Here is a 23,893-nt window from a genome sequence, read left to right as displayed (position 1 = left end):
GGTTGACGCGACAAAGCCTGAAGTGTTGTGTGGCACTGTCATTTACAGACACAGTTCGACTGTCAACTCGGACCGATGTGGCTACGACTTTCCGCGCAGTCTCTTCTCCAACGGCGTCGGAAACGAGGGAACCACTGGGGTACCGTCGAGCAGGGTGGTGATCCGGTCAGCCTCTGCTGCAACCTCTTTCGACGCCGCAGACCCGACGTCCTCGAGTACTTCCGTGACCACCGAACCATTGGAATCCACGGCCCATCCGCCGACGATGCGTCCCTCCCACCAGATGGTCGGACCGATATTTCCGAAGGTATCGAACAGTGGGGCCTTGTGTTCGCCGAGATACCAGTGTCGGTGCTTCCACCCCATCGGTGTGGGATCCAAGGCGGGAAGCAGCATTGCCCGACGAGGGGAGTCCTGGAACACTGTGTCGGTCAACATGATTCCGTCACCCTCGGCCAGTTCTACGGCCACGGTGTCGAGTTCGGCGACCGCCCCACGGGTCTGCGTCTTGTTCCATCCCGTCCACCATTGCAGGTCGTCCAAGGTCGCCGGTCCGAACACGTCGAGCCAGCGCCGGGCCACATCGGCTCGGGCGGCAGTCTCGTCCAACTCGGGAATCCCGTAGGGCCACCACTGATCGATCGGTGCCCAGGCATGTCGGCGCGACGTCCACGCGCCGCGCGGCTCGACCCGCACCAGCTTTCCCTCCGCAGCCATCATCACCAAGACTTCGGAGGTGACATAGCGCTTGACGTCGTACACCTTGTCCGTGGTCGGCAGCAGAGCGGTCTTGAGTCCGGGAACTGCTGCGGACAGCTCCGCCCCGGTCGCCGTGCCCATCGAGCGCAATACGGCATCGGTCTCGGCTTCGGTTGCCGCGAGCCAAGATACGACGTCGTCGATCACCGGTTCGGTCGGCAGCGTCGACACCTGCTTGATCAACCGGGTTCGCATCGTGCGGGCAACTCCGAGGCTCGCCGCAGCGTGGATCATCGGAACGTCGTCGTGCGCCACGACGAACATCGTGCGACGCATCGCCATCAGGCGAACCAAGCTACGGCGCTCGTACATCGCGTCACGAACCTCCGACAGTCCCAGCGATCGAGCACGCGCAAGCACGGAGAGATACACGGTCGCGGGATCGGTGGCATGCAGTGCGAGCAAAGACGACACCACGGATTCGACACTCGAGGCGTCGGATAACTGCTGCGCGACGAGCCGCTGTCGCCGCTGGACGTCGGTGATCTTCACGGGCTCAGTGTGACTGCTCGAGGGGAGCGGGACCGACGAAACCGGTGAGAAGCGCGTCGGCGATATCGGTCATTCCGTACGCGCGGGCATCGGCGGCAGCACCGACGTGGTCGTACTCGACCAGCTCGAAGGAGACCGTCCAGCCGCCTGTGTCGTGGTCGTCGAGCACCGCGTATCGGGCGTGCGGAGTCCCCGATTCCATGACGTGTGGGTAGGGCTGATCGTCGTCGTATGCGGGCGCGCCGACGCTGCCCGGATTGACTACGAGCGTGCCGCTGGGGAGAGTCCAGTGGCGTTGCAGATGGGTGTGTCCGCAGGCGATCACCGATCTGTTGGTGAAACCCGATGCTCTGGAAAGAATTTCGGCCTCGGTTGCCTCACGAGAGCCGTGGGGGTCCACCGAATGTAGGAAGTACTGCTGATCATCGGTGGGTGTTCCGTGCACTGCGAGGATTCCGTCACCCAGCTCGAGCGAGAACGGCAGCGAGCCCAGCCAACGTCGATGCTCGTCGTCGAGTCGATCGTGGGCATGTCGATCCCAACTGCCCATGGACTCGCGATCCTGCTCGAGCAGGTATCTATCGTGATTACCTGCGATGGTGGGAAAGTTCAGCGCCATCAGCCGGTCCGCAGTCCGACGCGGATGCAGTCCGCCGGACAGCAGATCGCCGAGGTTCACCACCGAGTCGACGCCTTGCCGTTCGATGTCGTCGAGGACGGCGTCGAGCGCCGCGATGTTGCCGTGAATATCGGCAATGAGAGCTACCCGCACAACCACAGGATCGCAGCGTGGGCACTCGACTGCAACACGGCAACCCTCGGCGCGCGTTGGAGAGTTCGCCCTCGGATCTCCGCCTTCGATGGGTGATTTCTCCATAGACCCTCGACCGACTGGTCCATAGTGTGGTCCAAGTCACTTCCGTTCGATGGAAAGCCGAGCCCATGCCTGCAGTCACGACGAAGCCCGAGATCGAAACGAGGGTGGTCAAGAAGGTCGCCCGACGCATCATTCCGTTCCTCGGGGTGGCCTACTTCGTCAACTATCTCGATCGCACCAACATCGGCCTGGCCAAGCTCACCATGAGCGACGAATTGGGCCTCACCGAAACGATGTTCGGCCTGGCGTCGGGACTGTTCTTCATCGGATACCTGCTGTTCGAGGTGCCCAGCAACCTGGCCCTGCACAAGTTCGGTGCACGCCGCTGGATTGCACGCATCATGGTCTCCTGGGGAATCGTGGCTGCCGCCATGGCATTCGTACCCACAGCGGGCTGGCCGTACGGACTCCGCGTCGTTCTCGGCATCGCCGAAGCGGGCTTCTTCCCCGGTGTCCTGCTGTACATGACGATGTGGTTCCCTCGCGCGTACCGAGTTCGACTGATGGGCCTGTTCATGCTGGCACTGCCGGTCTCCTCGGCACTGGGTGCGCCTCTGTCGAGTGCCATCATTCAGTACTGGGACGGACTGTTCGGACTCTCCGGTTGGCGCGTGATGTTCTTGTTCGAGGGCCTGCCCGCAATCGTTCTCGGTGTGATCACCTGGTTCTACCTGACCGATCGGGCGTCACAGGCCACATGGCTGGACGACGACGAGAAGAATTGGCTGACAGCGGAATTGGAGTCCGAGGGGTCGTCGAAGAGCGCGCACGTCACCGGCTCGGTCAAGCGGGCTCTCACCGACGCACGGGTATGGATGCTCGGACTGGTGTACTTCGGGATCACCTACGGCCTGTATTCGCTGAGCTTCTTCCTACCCAGCATCGTCGCCGGTTTCAAGAAGACGTTCGATACCGACTTCTCCCTCGTGACAACCGGGCTGATCGTCGCGGTTCCTTTCGCGGTGGGTGCCCTCGCCATGGTGTTGTGGAGCAGGCATTCGGACCGGACGGGTGAGCGCACCTGGCATGTCGCGATCCCCACGTTGATCGGCGCGGTCTCCATACCGTTTGCGCTGTACATGGATTCGCCGTTCACCACGATGATCGCCGTGACGGTCAACGCAGTCGGAGTGTTCTGCGCGCTGCCCGTGTTCTGGTACCTGCCCAGTGCATTCCTCACCGGGGCAGGCGCGGCCGCTGGCATCGCGATCATCAACTCGGTGGGCAACCTGTCCGGCTTCGGCGCGCCGTACGTGACGGGCTGGCTACTCGACGCGACAGGGAACGCCCGCGCCGGACTGTGGGTCGTCGGCGGCGTCATGATGGTGGCCGTCGGGCTGGTGCTGGCGCTGCACCGTCGCACGGTGGGTGACAGCACGAGCAGTGATGTCAAAGCATCGATCGCCCATTGACGAGATTGGATCGACTTGTTCTCTAGGCGCTGTACCAGGGCTGTGGAAGGTCGGGATCGTCCACGGCGACGTCGATGGTGGTGTTCTTCAGTAGTTCTTGGATTGCAGTGAAACTTGCTCCGATGGTGGCGAAGTGGGGGTCGACGTCGTTGGCGATGCACCAGGCGCGGTCGGCCGGCCAGACGAATGACGGTATCGGCAAGTTGGCGGGGCTGGTGTCATCCCGAGAGTCGACCCATGTCGAGAGATCGCTGGTGGCACCGTTGAACAGAACAGCTTCGCGATTGACGAACGGTAACTGCACCGCTCCGACAAGTTCGAGTCCACCCCATCCTTCCCATATAGCGAAGTAGCAGTCGTCGGGTGTGGAGGTGTGGCTGGAGAGGTGTGAGGTCGCAATCGCCAGTTGCTTGATCTCCGGCAAGAGTTCACCGTCTACGTCTGCGTCCCCTTCGCGCTGACCAGAATAGGTGGGGTCGGGAATGAACCGCAGGCGCGCGTACGCCTCGTATCCGAGTGGCCCACGAACAGTGAGGTCCGACCAATCGCGGTCCGCGGTGAGTAACCACTGAGCTGGGGAAGCATCGGTGCACGGTCGAACGGTCATGAGGCGATGGTTTCACAAGCCGGAGCGATACCGGACAAGTGAACGATAAGGCCCCTCTGCATGTGATTCGAGGCCTCCGGCCACGACGCGGAATGTAGGTTGTCGACGTGCTCAGCTCGAAGAGAAGCGAGCTGCTCATTGGTTCAGTTCGAGGTCGTCGCTGTTCATGTTGTAAGGAAGCGCTTTTGAGAAGAGTACGCCAGTTTTTTCGCCATCCGATCAGCTGGATTGTCTGTGCACTCGTATCGGCTGCGTTCGCCGTCTTCGCGCGATCCAGTTCTACTGGCCAAAGTCACTGGGAAGTACTACTGCAATGGCATCAGGGGCCACCGTTGGTTGCGCTGATCCTTGTTGGTTCGATCAGCGAGATACTTTTCACGAACGGCCGAATGCGTCGAACAAGGGCACTAATTTTGTTGCCAGTGGCGATCTTTCAGCTGCACTATGCGCTGCTGTTTTATTACTCCCCGGATCCGATGTGGTTACCGGGTATCGCTAGCGCCGCGCTGATCTTGGTGGCTGCTGTGGTTGCGCTCGAAAAACGCGGTCCCGAAATGTCGTCTTGATCTTCGTTGTCGACAGGGCGGTAACGCCTGTCCCTTCAGGGCCCAGCAAGCACTTCGCGGCCGTCTCTTGTGTGGACGACGATGGCCGGGTTGCTCGTGTCGGTGGCCTCGACAAGTGCGAACACCACCCCGTCACTGTCTGGAACTGCACGGAATGTATCGACATCGCTGGTGACGACGACGTGATCGACATCGACTGCGGCTAGGCCGGTCAGCGTGAACCAATAGTGCTCCGGTGTAGAACGTTTCGGGTCGGTCGACGGCCGGCGCACCTTTTTCATGCTCTTTGCTCGGAGTCCCATCGGGCCGGTTTCCAGTGCCCGGGCAGCGGTGTTGCGACGAGAGCCTGTCAGCATCGTCGGGACACGCCAACCACCTTCGTGGTAGTCGACGACAACCGTGATTCGCATGGCGTTGTTTTGCAGCACGACGGCGACCACGCGGGGGCGCTGCACGTGAGCCAAGGGTGCGAACGGCGTACTACCCATCATGTCGACATGAGAGGCGCGCTGCCCCTCCAGCTTCGTCAAGGCCAGATCGATCGCTTCCGACGCGTCGTTGTCGTCCATCGTGCAACCATACGGATTCTGTTTTCGCGCGGTTGATCTGTTGCCGGCGGGTCGGGCTCGGTTACATTGGTCGATCCGCGACCCGTCGCCCGTCGACCCGGATCGTGGGGAGCCACGTCGCCAAGGTGTGCCCGAGGGTGGCGACCATGCGCGGTCCGAAGACACACAAGGTTCGTTCCCACGGGTGGCCGAAGGTCCCCTCGGTGAATTCGTCGCGGGCGAAGATGTAGTAGTCGCCGTTCGGGTAGACGGGTACCCGCCACTCGGCGTTCTCGGCCGCATCGGCGTGCGCTTGGGCATCGAAGCTGTAGCAGGGGTGTTGCCAGTCCAGGACCACAAACGTGGGGGCATCCGCAAATTCGGTGACGAAGCAGCGCAGGGCTTCCGCATTGACTGCGTCGACTCTCGCAGACCATGAGGCCATCGTGCGTACGGTGTCTGTGTCGAGGTCGAATGTCATCGACGGGGCAGGCTCGGCAATGGCAGGCCACGAGTCAGGTTTGGTCCCGGGCCGAAACCCGAACTTTTTGTCGAACAGCGACCAATGCTCCGATGTCACGCTTCGGTCGAGTTCGGTCCACCCGATGGGCAACGCAGAGCCGAAGTCCATGGTCAGCTTGCTTGTCATAGGTCCATCGTCCCAGGGCTTTGGAGGCTGCGATCTCAGGACGCGAATACCTTGCCCGGGTTCAGGATTCCATGCGGATCGAGTGCTTTTTTCACTGCTCGGTGCATGTCCAGCACAACTGGGTCCAGTTCTTGCGTCAGTCCGTCCATCTTGAGCAGTCCCACGCCGTGTTCGCCGGTGACGGTGCCTCCGAGTTCCAGTGCAGCGTCGATGATCTCGGCGAAGGCGGCCTGAGCGCGCTCGCGCGCCGGGATGTCGTCGTGCGGGGTGATGAGCAACGGATGCAGGTTTCCGTCGCCCGCATGCGCGATGTTGGCGATCGTCGTCTCGTATCGCAGGCCGATCTGTTCGATACGCGACAGCATCTCGGGCACATGCTTCTTCGGCACACAGACGTCCTCGGTCAACACCGGTCCGAGTCGTTCCATCGCGGGGTACGCCAACCGCCGAGCGGAGAACAGGGCGTCGGCCTCCTCCTGATCGGTCGATACCGCTGACCAGGTGGCTCCGGCCTCGTCGAAGCACGTCAGCATCTTCTCGGCTTCCTGGTCTCCGATGAGCCCCGGATCGTCGATCCGCCCGAGCAACACCACATTTGCCTCGACGGACAACCCCATGTTCTTCCAAGCGTCGACGGCGATGAGGCACTGCTTGTCGATCAACTCCAACGCCGACGGCGTCAATCCTGCGGCGGCGACCGCGGCCACGGCACGACCTGCGTCCACAATCGAATCGAAATAGCCGGCAACGGTCCGCTGCGGGTCCTGCAGCGGGCGCAACTTGACGGTGATCTCGGTGATGATTCCGAGTGTTCCTTCGGATCCGACCATCAGACCCGCAAGATCGTAGCCGGCAACGCCTTTCGCGGTCTTACGCCCGAGTCGTACCAATTCTCCGGTACCGGTGACGATCTGCATCCCCATGACGTAGTCGCGGGTGACGCCGTACTTGACGCAGCACAGCCCGCCCGCGTTGGTGGCCACGTTGCCGCCGATCGTCGACCACGGCGCACTGGCCGGATCAGGCGGGTACCACAGGCCTTGCTCTGCGACGGCTGCTCTGAGGTGATCGTTGACGACTCCGGGTTCGACGACGGCATAACGCTCGAGTACGTCGATCTCCTTGATGGTGTCCATCCCGTCGAGCGCGAGCACGACGCAGCCTTCGGTGGCGTTGGCTCCGCCGGACAAGCCGGTGCCCGCCCCGCGAGTGACGATCGGCGTTCCGTGGGCGAGACAGGCTCGAACGACGGTCTGCACCTCCTCGGCAGTCCGGGGCCGCACGACGGCAACGGGCAGCGAATACGGGGCCCACTCCGCCTCGTCGTGCTGGTAGGAGGCGATGACGTCCGGGTCGACCACTATGCGATCGGTGGGCAAGGCCTCGGACAGTTGTTCGACGAGCGTCATGTTCTCGACTCTAGCTGTGAGCTGGGTCTCGGCCAATGTAGGTTCTCTCTATGTCCGCGGAGAAGTCATGGATGGAACTTCTGCTCGACGACGCGTCGATCGATCGTCTCGAAGAGCACCGGAAGGCATTTCCAGGTGCCGAGTCGCACGCAGCTCTACGGCTACGCGCCCTGCTGGATCAGCGACGTCAACGCAGCACGGAGTTGGCGGCACTGAACGACATCGCGGTGCGACTGACGACGGTGCGCGACAACCGTGCTCTTCTCCAAGAGGTCGTCGATCAGGCACGCAGGCTTCTCGGTGTCGACCTCGCCTACATGGGGTCCGTACAGGGAGACGAGTTCGTCATCGACGTCACCAGCGGAGCCCTGACTCCTAGGCTCGTCGGTCTTCGGCTCGAACAGGACGCAGGGCTCGTCGGACTCATCGTGCGCAGCGCGTCGCCGTCGTGGACCCCCGACTACCAGAGCGAGCCGGCGTTCCAGCACATCACCGGTGCCGACAGCGCGGCCCGCTCGGAGAACATGCGCGGTCTGCTCGGCGTGCCGTTGCGGGTGGGCGATCGAGTGATCGGCGCATTGTTTGCATGCAAGCGCCAGGAACGCGACTTCGCAGACAGTGAGATCGCCCTGCTCTCGGCGCTGGCCGCGCACGCGGCCATCGCCATCGAGAACGTACGGACCATCGACCGGCTCGAGACGCTGAATGCCGAATTATCCGAACGCACAGCCGAACTCGAACAGACACTGCAGTGGGACCGAACGTTGACCCAGGTGGTCCTTCGCGGCGGCGGCGTGCGAACACTGGTTCGCGAAATTGCTGTATTGACCGAGCGTCCGGCCTACTTCGTTCCGGATGCCGCTGCGGTTCCCGCGGCACTGGCGGTCCACTCGGAAGAGGTCGACGAACTGCTACGCATGTGTGGCGACGGCAAGGACACCGTGTCGTTGACGTCAGTGACGGCTCATCGGGTGGCAGCAGCCGGTCAATTCCTCGGCGCGCTGATCTCGATCGGACCGGACGATGCCAGGACGCGTCTGCTGCTCGATCGAGCAGCGCCGGCAGTGGCCCTGTCACTCGCCGAGGAGCGGGCCGCCGCCGATTCCGCGCGGCGCGCACAGGATGCGTTTCTGGTGGACCTGCTCTCGCACCCGGCGTCCACTCCGGATGCCGAACGGCGACAACTTCATTTGGCCGGACTTGCCCCCGACACGTCCTACTGTGTCGCCGTCGCGCAGGGTGCGTCGAGAACGAAGCTCGGCCGATTTCCGGCAGGATCTGTTGTCGCAGAGCAAGGTTCGAGTCTGATCGTGGTGGTGCCCGCGCACGATTCGGCGACGGTCACACCGATGTTCCTCGCCGGCACCACCGTCGGAATCTCCGAGCCGGGCATCGGGCCCGAGGCGCTGGCCAAGGGCTACCGGGAAGCTCGGCAGACCGTCGACGTATTGGTTACCCTCGGCCGCGAGGGGGAAGCCTGCTCGGCGCGTGGGCTGGGAATCTATCGAATTCTGCTCAGCCACTTGGCGCTTGAACATCTCGACGAACTCACGCAGGAAAAGTTGGGTCCGCTGTTGGCCGAGCAGAACAAGCGCGGGGTTCCGCTGATGGAGACACTCTCGACCTATCTGGCGCGTGGACGCCATCATTCGGCAACCGCGTCGGCTCTCGGGGTGCATGTCAACACGCTCTATCAACGACTCGACGCGATCGACCGTCTGATCGGAACGCACTGGCGCGACCCGGACAATGCTCTCGATCTTCAGGTCCTGATGCGACTGCGCAGATCGGCCGACCTGCTGGGTCTGTGACGTCGATCGGGCTCCGCGGATCGGGGCCAGGCGCGCGCTACGTCGGATAGCGTCGGGTCATGGCAGTCGACTTTTCGTGGTCTCAGTTTATGTGGATAGTCTTCGTTTTCGTGGGCGTGCCGTCGACCTTCTGGGCGCTCCTTCTGTGGGCTCTGTTCTCGAGACTGCGAGAGGGGCCGGGGAAGGGATCGATGGGGTTATGGGCCACCGGATCGATTGCTCTCGCAGCGGGTTTCGTGTCGTGCGCAGGCTGGCTGAGCTGGTCTGCCGACTACCGAGGCGAGTTCCGTGGTCCGGGTCTCCCGGCCCCGAACGCCTTCCCGTCTTGGCAAGTGGCGGCGTGCGGGGCGACGGTGGTGTTGCTGTGCCTGCTGGCCGCGCATCTGTCGCGATGGGCGAATACCGGCGGACACGTCGCTGCGCTGGGTACGACCGCTGGGTTCTCGACGGCGTTCTGCGTCGACGCGAGCACCGACGTCACGGGGCAGTCAGGTGTGGGCGTCATTCTGTGCATGCTGGGCTGGGGGATCGGCTTGACCGTGCTGATGGTCCTTCGGAACGCGGTCTGCGGACGCAAGCGGTTCGAGCCCGGGATGTGAACCGATCAGATTCCGATTCCGGTTGCCGCGCACACGCTGGTCCACAACGCATCTCGCACGCGCGGTGAGTCTCCGCGCCAGGAGGGATAGTGCGTCGGCCGCGGCGCGCGGTCGTGCCAGAATGTGCCGGTGCTGGTCAACGCGGGATCGGCGGCCGCCAGCCAGACGATGGTGTCGGCACCGTCGTCGGCGCTGCGCAGAATGGGCTTCATCACCGAATCGAACAGTGGCATCGACCCGGTGACGCCAGGAGTGGCCGCCCAGCCCGGGTGCATGCTGTGCACCACCGGATCGTCCTCGAGCGAAAAGCGTTCGGCCAGTTGCTCGGCCACCACCACCTGCATTCGTTTCGTTCGGGCGTAAGCAGTCATCCCTGAATAGCGACCGCTGCAGAACTCGAAGTCCGAGTTCTGCAGCGGAACCGCATACATGCCTCCGCTCGATACGAACACCACCCGCGATCCGGCGTCGAACAATTCTCGCAGTCCCACCGTCAGCGCGACCGGTCCGAGAACATGGGTGGCGAAAGCGGATTCGTGACCCTGTGCCGACAACCGCCGCTCGTCCGGCATCACCCCGGCGCAATGCACGAGCGCGTGCACCGATGTCAGTTCGGACGCCAATGCCGCGATCAGGGCCGCCACCGAATCGAGATCGCTGATATCGCACTCGCGCATCACGAGGGAGGCGTCGGGCACTTCGGTTCGGATGGCAGCAGCGGCGGCGTCGAGTCGCTCGGCCGATCGTCCGACCAGGTGCACCCGCGCTCCGAGGCGGGCGAGCTGCTTCGCGGTAGCTTCTCCCAACCCCGAGGATGCGCCGGTCACCACCATGTCGATGGGGGAGGCGAACGGTAACGGGTCGGCGGCCCAGAATCGCCGACGCACCGTTGCACCGACTCGGGAGTAGCCGGGAACGACGGCTCTGTCGAGAATCGTGTCCACCGTGCGGCTCAGCAATGACATGCTGCGCCAGTACCCCAGGGAGTCGGGATGTATGCGCGTCGGCGGCGACTGCTCGATGCCATGATGAGTCCATGGCGCACACCACGGTCTCAGACGTCACCCGCGACATCCTCGCCGAACTGCCCGCCCATCGACGCGAGACGTTCGAGCTCCGCCTCGAACAGTGGTTTCCCGATCTGCACGACGCCGTCACGGCTGTCTACCCCGAGCCTGATGCAGTGGCTGCCACGCTCGTCGAGATCGCCGCCCGTGCGTACGCGGAGCGGTCCGAGGATCTGCACAGACTCGATCAGCGTCGACTGCTCGAACCCGATTGGTTTCAGCAGCCGGACATGTTCGGCTACGCCTGCTATGTGGACCGTTACGGCGAGACGCTGCGCGGAGTCGGTGAACGACTGGATCACCTGACCGATCTGGGTGTCACCTACCTGCATCTGATGCCGCTGCTTCGACCGCGGCCGGGCGACAACGACGGCGGCTACGCAGTGATGGACTATCGCGCGGTGCGAGAAGATCTGGGCACCAACGAGGATCTGCGTACTCTCGCCGAGACTCTGCGCGGACGTGGTATCAGCATGGTGGTCGACCTGGTCCTCAATCACGTTGCCCGCGAACATGAATGGGCTGTCAAGGCGCGAGCCGGTGATCCGAAGTACCGCGACTATTTCTTGATCTACCCCGATCGGACGACCCCGGATTCCTACGAGCGCACCCTCCCCGAGGTATTTCCGGACTTCGCGCCCGGCAGCTTCACGTTGGACGACCAACTCTGCGAATGGGTGTGGACCACGTTCAACGAGTGGCAGTGGGATCTGAACTGGGCCAATCCTGCTGTGCTGGAGGAGTTCGCAAGCATCGTGCTGCACCTGGCCAATCTCGGGGTGGAAGTGCTCCGCCTCGACGCGATCGCATTTCTGTGGAAGCGGCTCGGCACCAATTGCCAGAACCAGCCCGAAGTGCATGCGATCACCCAGGCTCTCCGAGCGACCGCTCGCCTTGCCGCTCCGGCAACGCTCTTCAAGGCCGAAGCAATCGTCGGCCCACGCGATCTGTTACCGTATCTGGGGCAGGGCAGACACACCGGGCGAGTATCGGACATCGCCTACCACAACTCGCTGATGGTGCAGGTCTGGTCGATGTTGGCCACGGGCAGTACGGCTTTGGCGCGTCATGCCCTGGCGTCGTTACCGCCGACGCCACCGAGTGGCACCTGGGTGACCTACGTGCGATGCCACGACGACATCGGCTGGGCCATCGACGACGGCGACGCAGCGTCCCTCGGACTGTCGGGTGCAGGCCATCGGCATTTCCTGGCCGACTGGTACTCCGGCGAGTTCGACGGATCCTGGGCCGAAGGGCTTGTGTTTCAATACAACCCAGACACCGGGGACCGCCGGATCAGTGGGACCGCAGCAGCGCTCACCGGTCTCGGCCCGTCTCGCCTCGACGCCGACGGCGCATTCGGCCGAATTTTCCTGGCGCACGCCGTCATTGCCGGATGGGGCGGCATTCCCGTCGTGTGGAGCGGCGACGAGCTCGGCTCCCCGGGAGACCCGAACTGGGCAGACGAACCGGCTCATGCCGAGGACAACAGGTGGGTGCATCGACCCCGCGTCACCGACGCCGACCGCGCCGGTCGATTTCAGCAGGGGAGCGACGCCCAACGAGTGTTCGACGGCATCGCTCGTATCGCGAAGGTGCGCTCCGGTCTACCGATGTTGCACGCCGAGGCGCCGGTCGACGTCCAGACCGAATCCGACGACGGTCTGCTCGTGGTGCGCAGACGTCATCCCAGCGGCACCCTGGTGGGGCTTTACAACGTCACTTCTCGGCACCGCCCGTTCCCCCATGCGCAGTTGATCGAGCTCGGCATCCCGGCCCCCACCGAAGTGCTCTCGCAGCACGACCTGGCGGTCGACGAGAACGGATCGGTATGGCTGCCGCCGTACGCGGCCTGGTGGATCGTCGACAGCCCGTCGCGCTAGAGGACGCATTACCGTGACCGAGCTGTTACCCTCCCCGGGACGGTGGGGCTGGATACGAACAAGGGGACAATTTCGATGCGCGGTCGGTTACGAAGTACGGTGCTCGCTCTCGTAGCGGTCATGGTCGCCACGATGGCAACGGTGCTGATGGGGACCGGTGTGGCGAAAGCCGACTCCGAGCTGGTCTACGTCTACTCGCCGTCGATGGACAAGAACATCCCGATCAAGGTGCTCCGAGCTGCCGGTGGCGGCCCTGCACCCACGCTGTATCTGCTCGACGGGCTGCGTGCGCCCGAAGACAACAGCGGTTGGCTCATCGAAACCGACGTCGAGAGCTTCTTCGCCGACAAGCACGTCAACGTGGTCATTCCGTTCGGCGGCGGCGGAACCTTCTACTCGGACTGGCAGCGCGACGACCCCAAGCTCGGACGGGTGAAGTGGGAAACGTTCCTGACCCAGGAATTGCCGCCCTTCATGGCCGATCGTTTCGGTAGCGACAACGTCAACAACGCCGTGGCCGGCCTGTCGATGAGCGGCACCTCCGCACTGAACCTGGCGGCTCACCGGCCGGACTTCTACAAGGCGGTGGCGTCGTTCAGTGGCTACCCGACGGCCAGCAGCCCCGGATTCGCTCAGGGCATCTCGGTCGCCGTCGGCGAGATGGGTGGCAACGCGCGCAACATGTGGGGCACCTGGCCGTCGGCAGACTGGATCCGCAACGATCCGTCGCTCAATGTCGGCGCGTTGCGCAACACGGCAGTCTTCGTCTCCTCGGGTAGCGGCTCACCGGCTACGGACCCGGTGTTCAACCCGGCCAGCAGCCGCTTCGACCCCGTCAAGTTCGCACAGATGGTGCCGCTCGAAACCGCCGCAGGCATGAGCAGCCGAGCATTCGTTCCGTTGTTGCAGGCCGCAGGCGGTCGACCCAACGTCAAGATCACCGGCACCGGCGTGCACTGGTGGAATCACTGGCAGCAGCATCTGCACGAGGCGTGGTTCGAGACCATTGCCCCGGCAGTCGGCGGTTGATCGACGGCGAGTAATCGATAGTCCGACCCGGGAGATTCTCGCTACGATTCCGACATGAATGCACCCGTCATCGCCGTGGACTACACGGTTCTCGACTGTCCCGATCCGGCAGCGCTCGCCCGGTTCTACAGCACGATCCTCGGCTGGGAACCGGTGCGCGACGACGGAGATTGGGTGGTCGTCCACGGTCCGGGCGAACTGCGGTTGGCCTTCCAGAAGGCCCCCGACTTCAGCCCGGTGGACTGGCCGAACGACGGCATCAAGATTCACCTCGATTTCGTCGTCGACGAGATGGAGCGGGCCCGCGACTTCGTCGTCGATGCCGGAGCGACATTGATCGACGACGCGCACGAGTCGTTCTGGGTGTACCGAGACCCGGTCGGCCACATCTTCTGTCTCTGCAAGCGAGACTGATCTGCGTTACGCGACCTGCGCAGCCGGTAGAGCTCGGCCGAGCCGCTGATCCTCTTGCTCACCGAGCCAGCGGGCGAGAACTTGGCATCCGGTGAGGTCGCCTGCATACGGCTCCGACGCATAGGCGATGTGGCGACCGCCACCCGAGTTGGTCCACACCCATCGTCTCCAGCCGAGGGACGTGGGCAGGTACCCGGCCACCTCGGTGGCCGCGGTGCGGAGGCGTCGAACATCCTTCGCCCACTGCGTCGGTCGTAGGCGAGTACGAGTCGCGTTCTGAAAACTGTTGCTGCGCAGAAGCAGCCACAGTTCGCGCAACCAGGTCTTGGGCGTGCGGAACGACATCCAGCGCGTCAGGTCGGCGATATCGCGAACGAGGCTGTCGTCGCTGGCATTGCAGATCATGTCCGACGCGAGAGCTATCCAGTGGGTCGGAATCGACTCCGGCAGAGCCGGCCCGATGCCGGCGACCCCGCGGCCGGTGCAGCCGGGCACCGCACCGGCCGGCTGCTGTGGATCCGAGACCAGACCGGCCGCGACGATGCGGCTGCCGTCGACGATTCCGTCGTGAACGAGGCCCAGTACTTCGCGAACGACCGTTGCTCCCTGCGAATATCCGATCAGAGCGAGAGGCCCAGTGGTGTTCTCGATCGCGCGACGCAGGCGACGAACTCCGAGTTCGGTGCTGTGCCGGTAGCTCAGTCCGCCGAATGCAACGGGCCCGTACGACGCCGGGTAGCCCACCCAGCGGCCGACGAAGCGATCGTCGAGTGCGCCGACGACACACGACAGGAGACCGGTGACGCGGGTCCGATGGTCGGCCGGACGCGATTCACCGGTGCCGCCGACCGCGAGTACGGTTACCTGCTCCTGGTTCATGGTTACCGAGTGTGGCCGACGAACCTGAGCTGCAGGCCCGACAAATGCTGAGAACTGTCTGGCATTCAACTGTTCAGCTCAGTGCGGCACGTACGTCTTTCAGGGCATCGCGCAGAAGTCTCTCGTAGCGGTCCGGATCCGGCACGGCCGCTCGGTTGGACGTGACGCTGATCGTGACGGTGTCTCCGATACCGTGCACGCCGTGCGTGAGGCTCATGGCAGGGGAGAGAGCGGGGAAGCCTGCCGTGAAACGAACGGGCCCACCGCCGAGCGTGAGGTCTGCTGTACCGCGCGAAACACTGGATACGACCGTGTTGCCCGTGACGGTCGGTGGCACCGCAGTCGGATCGAACTGTGCGACACCCCACGCCGCCAGGAAGGCCGGGACGTGATGTTCTGTCCTGTCCTGAGATGCGCGGGCGGCCAACGACATCGGGTGATCGGCTCGCACTCTGCGCTCGGTCAGGTCTGCGGCCACGAGTCGGCTGCGAGTCCGCAGGTCCGGTTCGGCGGGAAACAGGCCGACGCCGACGTTACCGAAGTTGTTGCGTGCGCCCACTGCAGCCGACCGTGCCACGGTGACCTCGGCGGCGAGATCGGCCGGATTCTCGAGAAAGTGTTGTAGTGCAACGGAAATGGCGGTCAGAGCAGTGACGGTGATCGAGGTGTCGGCGAACTGCAGAGCCGACTTCGGTAGCACGATCGTTCGCAGATCCGTCCGGTCCGTAGGCGCAACGTCGAGAGTCGTCAGCGCGCGAGAACGTGCAGGAGGAGGGACCGAGCCGGACGCGGTATGTTCCTCCAATCGCAGTGCGTCGCGTCGCGCCCGAATGCCGGCGCGAGCCATGCGCACCACTCGCACCGGCAGAGCCAGAGCTGCGACGGCGGCGGTCAGGGGTGCGGGTGGCGCAGCCCGTGTAGCGGGCCGAGAGGACACGGGTTGTGTACCGAACAGCTCGCGAGCAGTTCGGGCGGCCAGTGTTCCGTCCGCGGCTGCGTGCGACAGTTGCAGAACAGCAACAAGACTCGGCCCGTCACACGCAGGAGCTCCCGATACGTTCGGATACAGGTGCAGATGCCAGACCGTGTGTCGCGGGTCGACCTGACGCTCGAACGACAACGCGACAGCGTCGAGACATTCCTGCCACGTGCGGGGTTCGGGGTGAACGCTGATCGTGTCCGTGCCGGGGTCCATCGCAGTCCAGTGCGGACGTTCGAGACCGAACGGAACCTCTGTGATTCGAAGACCGAGCACCTCGATACCCGCGCTGCGAATGCGCAGCCGTCGCACCGTGGACTCCAGTGGTTCGCGCGCTCCGTCGAAGCAGTACAGCAGGAACTGGTCGCTGGGGACCTTCGATGCCATCCAGTACGCATGCGCATCGACCGGGTGAAGACGCGCCGCGCCCGACAACAGGGATTCGGCGAACGCACAGGGCACACCGGAAGCTTAAGGCGTGCGCCGCCGATCGACGATCTCGAAACAGACCGGTTTTGTTCTGTGACCTGTCACGACGTTCGGCTCAGGACTTCTGTATCGGCCTCGGCGTTTTCGGTGTGAATCGACGCTAGCCTGATCCAATGCACCACCGCGCCCCGATATCACGACGCCCGCGCCGCGGGCGAGTGTCGTGACACCGCGGGTCGCGTCGGGATATCGAGCAGGTCTTCGCTTTTCGACGATCGCGGCAGCATCGGCCGACTACGCCACCGACATCTCCTACACCGAATACGGGTCGTCCGCTTGCACCCTCGGGACAGCCGCGGACAACACGGTATTCCTCGCCCCGGCATACACCGTCGATGGCGTGGGAGTGCTGCAGTCCTCCGATTTCGGACAATCCTGGCGGGCATCTGTCCCGGACGGCGCGGTGAACAACGGCCGCCGAGCACACATGTACTTCGACGAGGCCGACGAGCGTCTGTTCCTCGCCGCCGGACGCGTCGACCCGACACCCACGCGCATGTTTCGATCGGGCTTCGACCTCGGAATCAGCGACGACCGAGGCCGAACCTGGCGCTTCCGAAGAGTGGCATCGAAGGCCAGGACAGGTGCCAAGATCTTCGCCGGGCCGCGGGTGTCCCAACCGGCCGCGTCTCCCTCGTCTGCTCGCGTGACGTACCTGTCCGCTCCGACACCGTTGGCCGTCCGCGTGCGACCTCTGATCAACGCCACCCGCCAAGTGATCTGGCGTTCGTACGACGGCGGGGTCAAATGGGAGGTAGCCGGCGGGTTCGACATCGACCCGAAAAACATTCCTGGACTGCCCAGTACGGATTACGTCGCCTTCGGCACCGGCGTCGTCGGCCCGGACGGCACGGTCTACATCGGTGGCCGATACGGTCGTCGTTTCGCGGTGGCGGTCAGCCGTGACGAGGGCCTGACCTGGGATGTGCGCATAGTCCCCGGATCGGCGCTCGCCAAGTATCACAACCCGTTTCACCTTCTCCTGTTCGCTTCTCGGTACCTGCTGCCGGAGTCGGTCGCCGTCGACTGCGACGGCACCCTGTACGCCCTGTGGCCGGACCGGGACGGATTGCTGCACGCTTCGTGGTCTTCCGACGGCGCGAACAGCTGGTCGAGACCCGTCGTGGTGTCCGCTCCTGGAGTGCGAGGTGCGCGGTTCGGTGCGATCACCGCCACCGGATCGGGGCGCGTCGGAATTTCCTACTACGGGCGTGAAGCCGGCCGCGCATTCCACGGGTTCATCGCACAGAGTCGCGACTTCCGCACTGCCGGGCCGGTTTTCGTCGGAGGGAAATACAACGAACCCGACGCCCCACTGTTCCCGCACGGATTCCGTCGAGGCTTCCCCGGCTCCGTTTTCGGGCGACCTCTCGACGAGATGGTGCGGGTCCAGTTCGCGCCCAACGGAGATCTCGTGACCGGAGCGGTCATGCAGATGCGAGGGCGGAACCGCCTGCGCCCCTGGGCCGCACGCGCGCGGCGCACCGAGATGCAGGCGGTTCTGGGTCGGCTCGGCCGCATCGATCGCTCCTGATGCAGCGAAAAGCCGTGCAGCGCGGAGCTGCACGGCTTTTCGGTCGTTCGATTGGACCTGCGTCAGGCGACGTTCACCAGGCCGACCGTCGGGAAGAAGAAGCAACTCTTGTCCGAGCCGTCGATTGCCTTGTGGTTCACGGTGCCGAACACCGCGGCCAGGACGGTTCCCGATCCGGTTTGCACGGGGACAGCGCGTGCACCGGCAGCGGGCAACGCATTGAGTGCGTTGACCACGAGTGGTCGGGCCATTTCCTTCAACTCGGCCGGGATTCCGGAGTTGTCGAGGATCGACTGGGCGAGGGTGGTGACCAGGCCGCCGAAGTCGGCGAAGCCGCCCTGCAGGGTGTTGACGTTGAACCACGCCACCTGCATGCCGGATTTGTCGGCCGAGTCGTTGACGATGCCGGCCGGAACGAATGCGAACATCGTCTCGCCCTTGTCGACGGCATTGAGATCGGGAATTTGCAAGGGCGGCACACCTGGGATTGTGGGGATGGCGGGTGCCTTCAGTTGCGGCCACGGTCCGCCGGCACCACCGGCGACGCCCGGCACGATTCCGAGCGGGGCACCTGGTGTGGCGGCGCAGTTGATCGCAGCGGTCGGATAGAAGAACGGCGTGATGCCGAAGTCGGTGAGAGCCTTGTTGGCCGCGTCGAGGGCAGCGAAGGGGTCTGCGGAGGTGTTCTCGGCAACCGGGGTGCGCGAGTCGGCGATGGCATTCGCTGCGGCGAGCGAAGCACCGTCTTGCCCCTGCAATGCGGCGATCGCCCGGGCAAGCGGATCGGCGGGAGCCGGATCCGCTGCCGCAGTGGCGGGAACGGCGAGCAATGCCGCGCAGGAGAGCGCGAGCGCGCCCGCCAGACGGCTGAGGCGACGAGACATGTGTGACTCCTGTGACTTATGTGGCTGATGTTGCGTGTGCGCTGATATCACCACACATCATCTGGACGTCACAAGCTCAGCTGTAGACCGTTGTGCAATCGAGACGGACACGCACACCTCGCGTCAGCCGACGTCGATGCCGAAATCGCGCACGATTCCCTCCAGGCCGGACGCGTAGCCCTGACCGATTGCGCGAAACTTCCACTCGGCACCGCGGCGGTACAACTCGCCGAAGACCATCGCAGTCTCGGTCGACGCGTCCTCGCTCAGATCGAAGCGCGCGAGTTCGCGGCCGTCGGACTTGTCGACCACCCGAATGAAGGCGTTGACGACCTGGCCGAAGTTCTGTCCCAACGCGTCCGCGTTGTGAATCGACACCGGGAATGCAATGGAATCCACCTCGGGTGCCAGCGCTGCAAGGTCCACGTCGATGCTTTCGTCGTCGCCTTCGCCCTCGCCGGTGCGATTGTCTCCGGTGTGCTCGATTGCCCCGTCGGGGGAGCGCAGGTTGTTGTAGAAGACGAAGTAGTTGTCGCTGAGCGCCTTCTTGTCGGTGCCGAGGCCGATCGCGCTCGCGTCGAGGTCGAAGTCCCCGCCGGTGGTGGAGCGGACGTCCCAGCCCAGTCCGACGGTGACCGCCGTCAAGTTCGGTGCTTCCTTCGTCAGCGAGACGTTTCCGCCCTTGGCGAGTGTTACGCCCATGTCCAACCACTCCTTCACGCCGTCGTTCGTGCTTCGTCCTCCCCACCCTATTCATGACTGCGGGCGCGGTGCTGGAGTTGCATGTGTGAACGACGAGGGATGCGGGTGGGGTGTGAGCAGTGGGGCTGGCGGTGCACATGTGTTTGTGGTGGGATACGACAAAACATCGAAAAGTAGCAGTGATGGCGCGCTTCGGTACGTAGGCGCGCCGTGGCAATCGAACGGCATGGGAGATTTTTGTGCAGGTTTCGCGACGTGAACTGTTCAAGTACGCCGCGGCCGGCTCCGCAGCCGCCGTCGGCCTGGCCGCCTTGGGCTCGGCCACCGCTCATGCCGACGCGGGGCTGGGAACGCTCGTCGACTACGCGGGAGGGGTGCCGTCGGCGTCGGCCATCAAGAGCGCAGGCCATCTGGGAGCTGTCCGCTACGTCTCGGATCGGCGTCCCGACGCGACCTGGATGGTCGGCAAGCCGATGACCGCGTCGGAGGCGCAGTCCCTCACCGAGGCCGGCCTGGAGGTGGTCTCCAACTATCAGTTCGGTAAGGGTGCCACCGCGGATTGGCGAGGCGGGTACGTGGCGGGCGTCAAGCATGCGAAACGTGGACTCGAGCTCCATCTGGCGGCCGGTGGCCCGTCCGATCGGCCGATCTACGCATCGATCGACGACAACCCGACAGCCGTCGAGTTCGCTACCCTCATCGCGCCGTACATCCTGGGGTGGCAGTCGGTGATCGGAGCGGAGAACACCGGTATCTACGCAAATTCTCCGACCATCGAATTGGCGTCCGTCGCAGGACTGGGTCAGTGGTATTGGCAGCACAATTGGGGGACCCCGAAGGGGTTCGTGCATCCCGCGGCGCACATTCACCAGATTCGTATCGACAAGGACACGGTGGGTGGAGTGAAAGTGGATATCAACAATATTCTGAAGTCCGATTACGGCCAGTGGTCGAAATCCGGTGCCGACATCGTCTGAATACCATTCGTGTAATTCGGCGGTCTTTTCTCCGGCCGATAAGCACGAAAACCATTCGCCCCCGGCTTCGATGAAGCCGGGGGCGAATTGTTGTGGTCTCGTGAACTACGGAACGTAGACCGTGCCGATGGTCGGCAGGAAGTTGCAGCTGCGCGGCGGCGCTGCGGCGTCTTCCTTGGACTGAGTGGTGATCGATCCGGACACGACGGACAGCACGCGACCGGGGCCGGTGTCGGCGATGGCCGACAACGTCGCGGGGCCGTCGGCGTTGATCTTGGCTGCGCCGGTCAGGTCCTGCGTTCCCGATCGGCGGTTGTCGATGTTGAGCCACGTCACGGTGAGCGGAGCAGACTGCTGCGCGGCGAGAGGCGCGGTACCGAGGGCGGTGAACACGAAACCGGCCTGGCCTGCCGCCGGTCCGGGGGGCGGCAACGTGGCCGGTCCGGGAACGGCCAATGCGGTCCCGACGGAATCCGCAGTGTCGGAGATGCAGCCCTTGCCCAGGGTCGGGTACAGGAACTGCGCAATGACGGGGCCATCGGCGGGCAGCTCGGGCCCGCCGCCGCCGGATCCGTCCAGGAAGGTGATGACCGATTCCAGCAGTGACTTGACCTGCTCCGGAAGCTGCGCGGTTTCGAGGAGCGCGCGAGCCTGGCCGAGCAGATCTGCTGCGGGAGCGGCACCGACATCGGCCGGGCCTGCAGCTGCACCGACGATGGCCGGCGCGAAGGACGCGAGTGCCTCGATGTCGGAGAGGTTGGGCAAGGGTTCACCGGGAGCAGGCAGGAACTGGGCGATCAGCGCGGCGGGATCGGCCGGAGCAGCCGGCAGATCTGCCGGAGCCATGGGCACCAGAGGCTGAGCGGATGCGCTGGTCGGCACAACGAGTGCGGCGGCTGCGGCCACAGCCAGAGCTGTGACGACGCGACGCGTTCCGCGAGTACGAAGCACGGTTATGTTCCCCATTCTGATCATGACGCAGGTCCACGGCGACAGCCGGTGCCCGAGGGGTCACTCTATGTAGAGCGATCCCGGATGTACAGCCGTAGTAGGTCCAGTCCTCCCCGGCTGAACTCCAACGAGGATTCTATGGGCCACGCGCTGCGAATTCTCCGCAGAATCGAACAATAGCGTGTTACACGAGTGACCAGTGTGAAAGGTGATGTAAATGTTACGAGCGGATCGACGCGGTTAGGGTAGGTATCGACTGCCCTATAAGCTCGGCTGTCGATAAACGGCATCGATACCGAACGGAACCACACGCATCGTGAACCGACTTGTTCGGCTGGCCCCCGTTCTGCTGGCAGTCTCGGTGATCAGCCGATTCGTCTGGGCGTTCGTCACTCCCAACGGTATGAACCTCGTCGACCTGCACGTCTACGTCGAAGGCTCCGCTGCGCTGCTCGGCGACAACCTGTACGACTACACGTACTCGACACAGACCCCGGACTTCCCGCTTCCGTTCACGTACCCGCCGTTCGCCGCTCTGCTGTTCTTTCCGCTGCACTACCTGCCCTTCTCTGTGGTCGGCGTCGTTTGGCAGGCCGCGACCATGGCCGCGTTGTTCGCGGTGGTGCGGCTGGCGCTGTCGATGGTGCTCGGCGACGACCGAGCCGCCGAACCGCGATGGGTGCGAATCGCCATGCTGTGGACCGCGCTGGGGCTGTGGTTCGAACCCGTACGCACCACCCTCGACTACGGCCAGGTCAACGTGTTCCTGGTGCTGCTGGCGCTACTCGCGGTACGCAGCTCGCGCTGGTGGGTGGCGGGCGGCCTCGTCGGCTTCGCCGCGGGCATCAAGCTCACACCGGCCATCACGGGCCTGTACTTCCTCGCGACTCGGCGATGGAAGGCCGCGGCGTTCTCGGCGGTGGCATTCGCGCTCACGGTCGCTGTCAGCTTCGCGGCGCTGGGGCATCAGGCGGCGACGTACTTCACTACTCTGCTTGGCGATGCGAAGCGCATCGGCCCCGTCGGCTCGGTCTGGAATCAGTCTCTGCGCGGAGCCCTGAGCCGGATCGTGGGCGATGACGTCGGCCAGGGACCGCTGTGGATCGCCGCCGCGGTGATCGCCGCGGTTCTCGCTGTGCTGGCATGGCGAGCACTCGATCGCCGCGACCACCTGGGAACCCTGGTCATCGTCCAACTCCTGGGCCTGTTGGTGTCGCCTATCTCGTGGTCCCATCACTGGATCTGGGTGATTCCGATGGTGATCTGGCTGGTGCACGGGCCGTTGCGCGATATCGCCGGAGCCAAGCTCGTCGCGGGATACTGGCTGGTGACGGTCACGGTGGGGGTGCCCTGGTTGCTGAGCTTCTTCCAGGAATCGATCTGGACCATTCCCCGTCCCGGGCTCGAGGCCTGGGCCGGTGCCGTTGACGTGATCGGATCTGCTCTGTTCCTCGGCTGGGTCGCCTATGCGGGACGCATCAATTCGCAATCAGTGCGTCGATCCGACGCGCCAGATCCACATCCTTCTGTGTGAGACCGCCGGCGCTGTGCGTGGACAGCGTGAACGTCAGCGTTCGCCACCTGATGTCGATGTCGGGGTGATGGTCCGCCTCCTCCGCGGCGTCGGCCACGCGGTTCACCAACTCGATCGCGGCGGGAAACGACGTCAGTTCGACGGTGCGAGTCAAGGATTTTTCCTTCACCGTCCAGTCGGCGAGCTGGGCGTCGTCGATATCGCGGTCGGTCAGCAGTTCGGTCATAGAAAGATGGTGGCATGTCCGGTACCCCTACCGCTGTGGTTGTCGCAGCCGCGTTGATCGAGGACGGCCGTCTGCTGCTCGCGCAACGAACCCGTCCACCGGAGCTGGCCGGCCGGTGGGAGCTGCCCGGCGGCAAGGTCGAGCCGGGGGAGTCCGAGGACGCCGCGCTGGCGCGCGAACTGCGCGAGGAACTGGGAGTCGAATGTTCGATCGGTGCCGCGCTCAGCGGAGACGTCGAGCTCTCCGGTGGGATGGTACTGCGGGCCTATCGAGCCTCGATCGTCTCGGGAACCCCTGCGCCGCTGGAGCATTCGGCTCTGCGGTGGGTCGATGCCGAGACGCTGCCGACAGTGGATCTGGTCGATGCGGACCGCCTCTGGCTGCCGGACCTGCAAGAAATCCTGCTCACTTCGCCCGAGCGGTCTTCAGACCTTTCTTGAGGTCTTTCTTGGTCGCGCCCGCCGATTCGAGCTTCTTCATTCGCATGATGACGACCGGGCACGTAACGCACCGAACCTTCTTGCGGCAGCATTTTTTCTTGGGCTTCATCCCCGAGACATCTACGGCCTTTACCTTGCCCATGAGCACCAAGACTAATGGGTGGCGCAGGTCACAG

General features: G+C 64.2%; 24 protein-coding genes. 11 read left to right on the top strand and 13 right to left on the bottom strand.

Features of this window, described 5'->3' with window-relative positions; translation table 11 throughout:
• Positions 1-81 precede the first annotated feature (81 nt).
• Both E4P29_RS00385 and E4P29_RS00380 read right to left on the bottom strand, forming a co-directional pair.
• Positions 82-1,251, bottom strand: a complete 1,170-nt coding sequence (locus E4P29_RS00385) for a winged helix DNA-binding domain-containing protein (protein WP_135040980.1) — start codon at positions 1,249-1,251, stop codon at positions 82-84.
• 4 nt (positions 1,252-1,255) lie between these two features.
• On the bottom strand, positions 1,256-2,023 hold the full coding sequence (locus E4P29_RS00380; protein WP_135040978.1) for a metallophosphoesterase family protein: 768 nt from the start codon (positions 2,021-2,023) through the stop codon (positions 1,256-1,258).
• 170 nt (positions 2,024-2,193) lie between these two features.
• Here E4P29_RS00380 and E4P29_RS00375 point away from each other — a divergent pair, with 170 nt between their 5' ends.
• Positions 2,194-3,540 (top strand): MFS transporter, encoded by a 1,347-nt coding sequence (locus E4P29_RS00375; RefSeq protein WP_135040976.1) that lies wholly within the window; start codon positions 2,194-2,196, stop codon positions 3,538-3,540.
• Between the two features lie 22 nt (positions 3,541-3,562).
• Here E4P29_RS00375 and E4P29_RS00370 read toward each other — a convergent pair whose 3' ends face one another.
• The gene (locus tag E4P29_RS00370) at positions 3,563-4,147 is read right to left on the bottom strand and encodes a hypothetical protein (RefSeq protein WP_135040974.1); all 585 of its coding nucleotides are present in this window, start codon (positions 4,145-4,147) and stop codon (positions 3,563-3,565) included.
• A gap of 107 nt (positions 4,148-4,254) precedes the next feature.
• Between E4P29_RS00370 and E4P29_RS00365 the strand changes: the two genes are divergently transcribed.
• Entirely contained in the window at positions 4,255-4,713 is a 459-nt protein-coding gene (locus tag E4P29_RS00365; protein ID WP_135040972.1) for a hypothetical protein, read from the top strand.
• Positions 4,714-4,748: 35 nt separating this feature from the next.
• Here E4P29_RS00365 and E4P29_RS00360 read toward each other — a convergent pair whose 3' ends face one another.
• The 3 genes from E4P29_RS00360 to E4P29_RS00350 all read right to left on the bottom strand — a co-directional run bounded on the left by E4P29_RS00360 (position 4,749) and on the right by E4P29_RS00350 (position 7,319).
• Positions 4,749-5,282, bottom strand: coding sequence for a hypothetical protein (locus E4P29_RS00360; RefSeq protein WP_135040970.1), 534 nt, complete (start codon positions 5,280-5,282; stop codon positions 4,749-4,751).
• 61 nt (positions 5,283-5,343) lie between these two features.
• Positions 5,344-5,910 (bottom strand): DUF2716 domain-containing protein, encoded by a 567-nt coding sequence (locus E4P29_RS00355; protein ID WP_135040968.1) that lies wholly within the window; start codon positions 5,908-5,910, stop codon positions 5,344-5,346.
• Positions 5,911-5,945: 35 nt separating this feature from the next.
• Positions 5,946-7,319 carry an FAD-linked oxidase C-terminal domain-containing protein gene (locus E4P29_RS00350; protein WP_135040966.1) on the bottom strand — a complete coding sequence of 458 codons (1,374 nt, stop codon included), beginning with the start codon at positions 7,317-7,319 and terminating at the stop codon, positions 5,946-5,948.
• Positions 7,320-7,390: 71 nt separating this feature from the next.
• Between E4P29_RS00350 and E4P29_RS00345 the strand changes: the two genes are divergently transcribed.
• Complete coding sequence (locus E4P29_RS00345; protein ID WP_135041822.1) at positions 7,391-9,130, top strand: GAF domain-containing protein; 1,740 nt, start codon at positions 7,391-7,393, stop codon at positions 9,128-9,130.
• A gap of 59 nt (positions 9,131-9,189) precedes the next feature.
• On the top strand, positions 9,190-9,729 hold the full coding sequence (locus E4P29_RS00340; RefSeq protein ID WP_135040964.1) for a hypothetical protein: 540 nt from the start codon (positions 9,190-9,192) through the stop codon (positions 9,727-9,729).
• 5 nt (positions 9,730-9,734) lie between these two features.
• Here E4P29_RS00340 and E4P29_RS00335 read toward each other — a convergent pair whose 3' ends face one another.
• Positions 9,735-10,694 (bottom strand): SDR family NAD(P)-dependent oxidoreductase, encoded by a 960-nt coding sequence (locus E4P29_RS00335; RefSeq protein ID WP_135040962.1) that lies wholly within the window; start codon positions 10,692-10,694, stop codon positions 9,735-9,737.
• A 71-nt stretch (positions 10,695-10,765) separates the two neighbouring features.
• Here E4P29_RS00335 and E4P29_RS00330 point away from each other — a divergent pair, with 71 nt between their 5' ends.
• From E4P29_RS00330 to E4P29_RS00320, 3 genes are all read left to right on the top strand, one after another.
• On the top strand, positions 10,766-12,679 hold the full coding sequence (locus E4P29_RS00330; protein ID WP_135040960.1) for an alpha-amylase family protein: 1,914 nt from the start codon (positions 10,766-10,768) through the stop codon (positions 12,677-12,679).
• Positions 12,680-12,754: 75 nt separating this feature from the next.
• The gene (locus E4P29_RS00325; protein ID WP_032369664.1) at positions 12,755-13,708 is read left to right on the top strand and encodes an alpha/beta hydrolase family protein; all 954 of its coding nucleotides are present in this window, start codon (positions 12,755-12,757) and stop codon (positions 13,706-13,708) included.
• A 54-nt stretch (positions 13,709-13,762) separates the two neighbouring features.
• On the top strand, positions 13,763-14,122 hold the full coding sequence (locus tag E4P29_RS00320; protein WP_135040958.1) for a VOC family protein: 360 nt from the start codon (positions 13,763-13,765) through the stop codon (positions 14,120-14,122).
• A 6-nt stretch (positions 14,123-14,128) separates the two neighbouring features.
• Here E4P29_RS00320 and E4P29_RS00315 read toward each other — a convergent pair whose 3' ends face one another.
• Positions 14,129-15,001 carry a PE-PPE domain-containing protein gene (locus E4P29_RS00315; protein ID WP_135040956.1) on the bottom strand — a complete coding sequence of 291 codons (873 nt, stop codon included), beginning with the start codon at positions 14,999-15,001 and terminating at the stop codon, positions 14,129-14,131.
• A 73-nt stretch (positions 15,002-15,074) separates the two neighbouring features.
• Positions 15,075-16,442, bottom strand: a complete 1,368-nt coding sequence (locus E4P29_RS00310; protein WP_135040954.1) for a WS/DGAT domain-containing protein — start codon at positions 16,440-16,442, stop codon at positions 15,075-15,077.
• A 190-nt stretch (positions 16,443-16,632) separates the two neighbouring features.
• Here E4P29_RS00310 and E4P29_RS00305 point away from each other — a divergent pair, with 190 nt between their 5' ends.
• Positions 16,633-18,003: a sialidase family protein gene (locus E4P29_RS00305; RefSeq protein WP_135040951.1), complete on the top strand. Its 1,371-nt coding sequence runs from the start codon at positions 16,633-16,635 to the stop codon at positions 18,001-18,003.
• A gap of 62 nt (positions 18,004-18,065) precedes the next feature.
• Here the strand turns inward: E4P29_RS00305 and E4P29_RS00300 are convergent, their stop codons facing one another.
• Together E4P29_RS00300 and E4P29_RS00295 are read right to left on the bottom strand one after the other, a co-directional pair.
• The gene (locus E4P29_RS00300) at positions 18,066-18,887 is read right to left on the bottom strand and encodes a hypothetical protein (protein WP_135040949.1); all 822 of its coding nucleotides are present in this window, start codon (positions 18,885-18,887) and stop codon (positions 18,066-18,068) included.
• 123 nt (positions 18,888-19,010) lie between these two features.
• Positions 19,011-19,589, bottom strand: a complete 579-nt coding sequence (locus E4P29_RS00295) for a TerD family protein (RefSeq protein ID WP_027498097.1) — start codon at positions 19,587-19,589, stop codon at positions 19,011-19,013.
• 239 nt (positions 19,590-19,828) lie between these two features.
• Here E4P29_RS00295 and E4P29_RS00290 point away from each other — a divergent pair, with 239 nt between their 5' ends.
• Positions 19,829-20,566 (top strand): DUF1906 domain-containing protein, encoded by a 738-nt coding sequence (locus tag E4P29_RS00290; protein ID WP_135040947.1) that lies wholly within the window; start codon positions 19,829-19,831, stop codon positions 20,564-20,566.
• Positions 20,567-20,671: 105 nt separating this feature from the next.
• Here the strand turns inward: E4P29_RS00290 and E4P29_RS00285 are convergent, their stop codons facing one another.
• On the bottom strand, positions 20,672-21,532 hold the full coding sequence (locus tag E4P29_RS00285) for a hypothetical protein (RefSeq protein WP_167735360.1): 861 nt from the start codon (positions 21,530-21,532) through the stop codon (positions 20,672-20,674).
• A gap of 301 nt (positions 21,533-21,833) precedes the next feature.
• On the opposite strand from E4P29_RS00285, the gene E4P29_RS00280 reads away from it, so the two are divergent.
• Positions 21,834-23,051, top strand: coding sequence for a mannosyltransferase (locus E4P29_RS00280; protein ID WP_135040945.1), 1,218 nt, complete (start codon positions 21,834-21,836; stop codon positions 23,049-23,051).
• On the opposite strand, the gene E4P29_RS00275 is transcribed toward E4P29_RS00280, so the two are convergent.
• The gene (locus E4P29_RS00275; RefSeq protein ID WP_135040943.1) at positions 22,996-23,277 is read right to left on the bottom strand and encodes a 4a-hydroxytetrahydrobiopterin dehydratase; all 282 of its coding nucleotides are present in this window, start codon (positions 23,275-23,277) and stop codon (positions 22,996-22,998) included. The genes E4P29_RS00280 and E4P29_RS00275 overlap by 56 nt on opposite strands.
• Before the next feature lie 14 nt (positions 23,278-23,291).
• On the opposite strand from E4P29_RS00275, the gene E4P29_RS00270 reads away from it, so the two are divergent.
• Positions 23,292-23,717, top strand: coding sequence for a (deoxy)nucleoside triphosphate pyrophosphohydrolase (locus tag E4P29_RS00270; RefSeq protein WP_135040941.1), 426 nt, complete (start codon positions 23,292-23,294; stop codon positions 23,715-23,717).
• Positions 23,718-23,893 lie beyond the last annotated feature (176 nt).

Origin of the sequence: Rhodococcus sp. 1R11 (genome assembly GCF_004563845.1) — a bacterium.
Taxonomy (GTDB): domain Bacteria; phylum Actinomycetota; class Actinomycetes; order Mycobacteriales; family Mycobacteriaceae; genus Rhodococcoides.
Note: the sequence above shows the minus strand (reverse complement) of the source record. Positions and strands in the feature narration are given on the sequence as shown.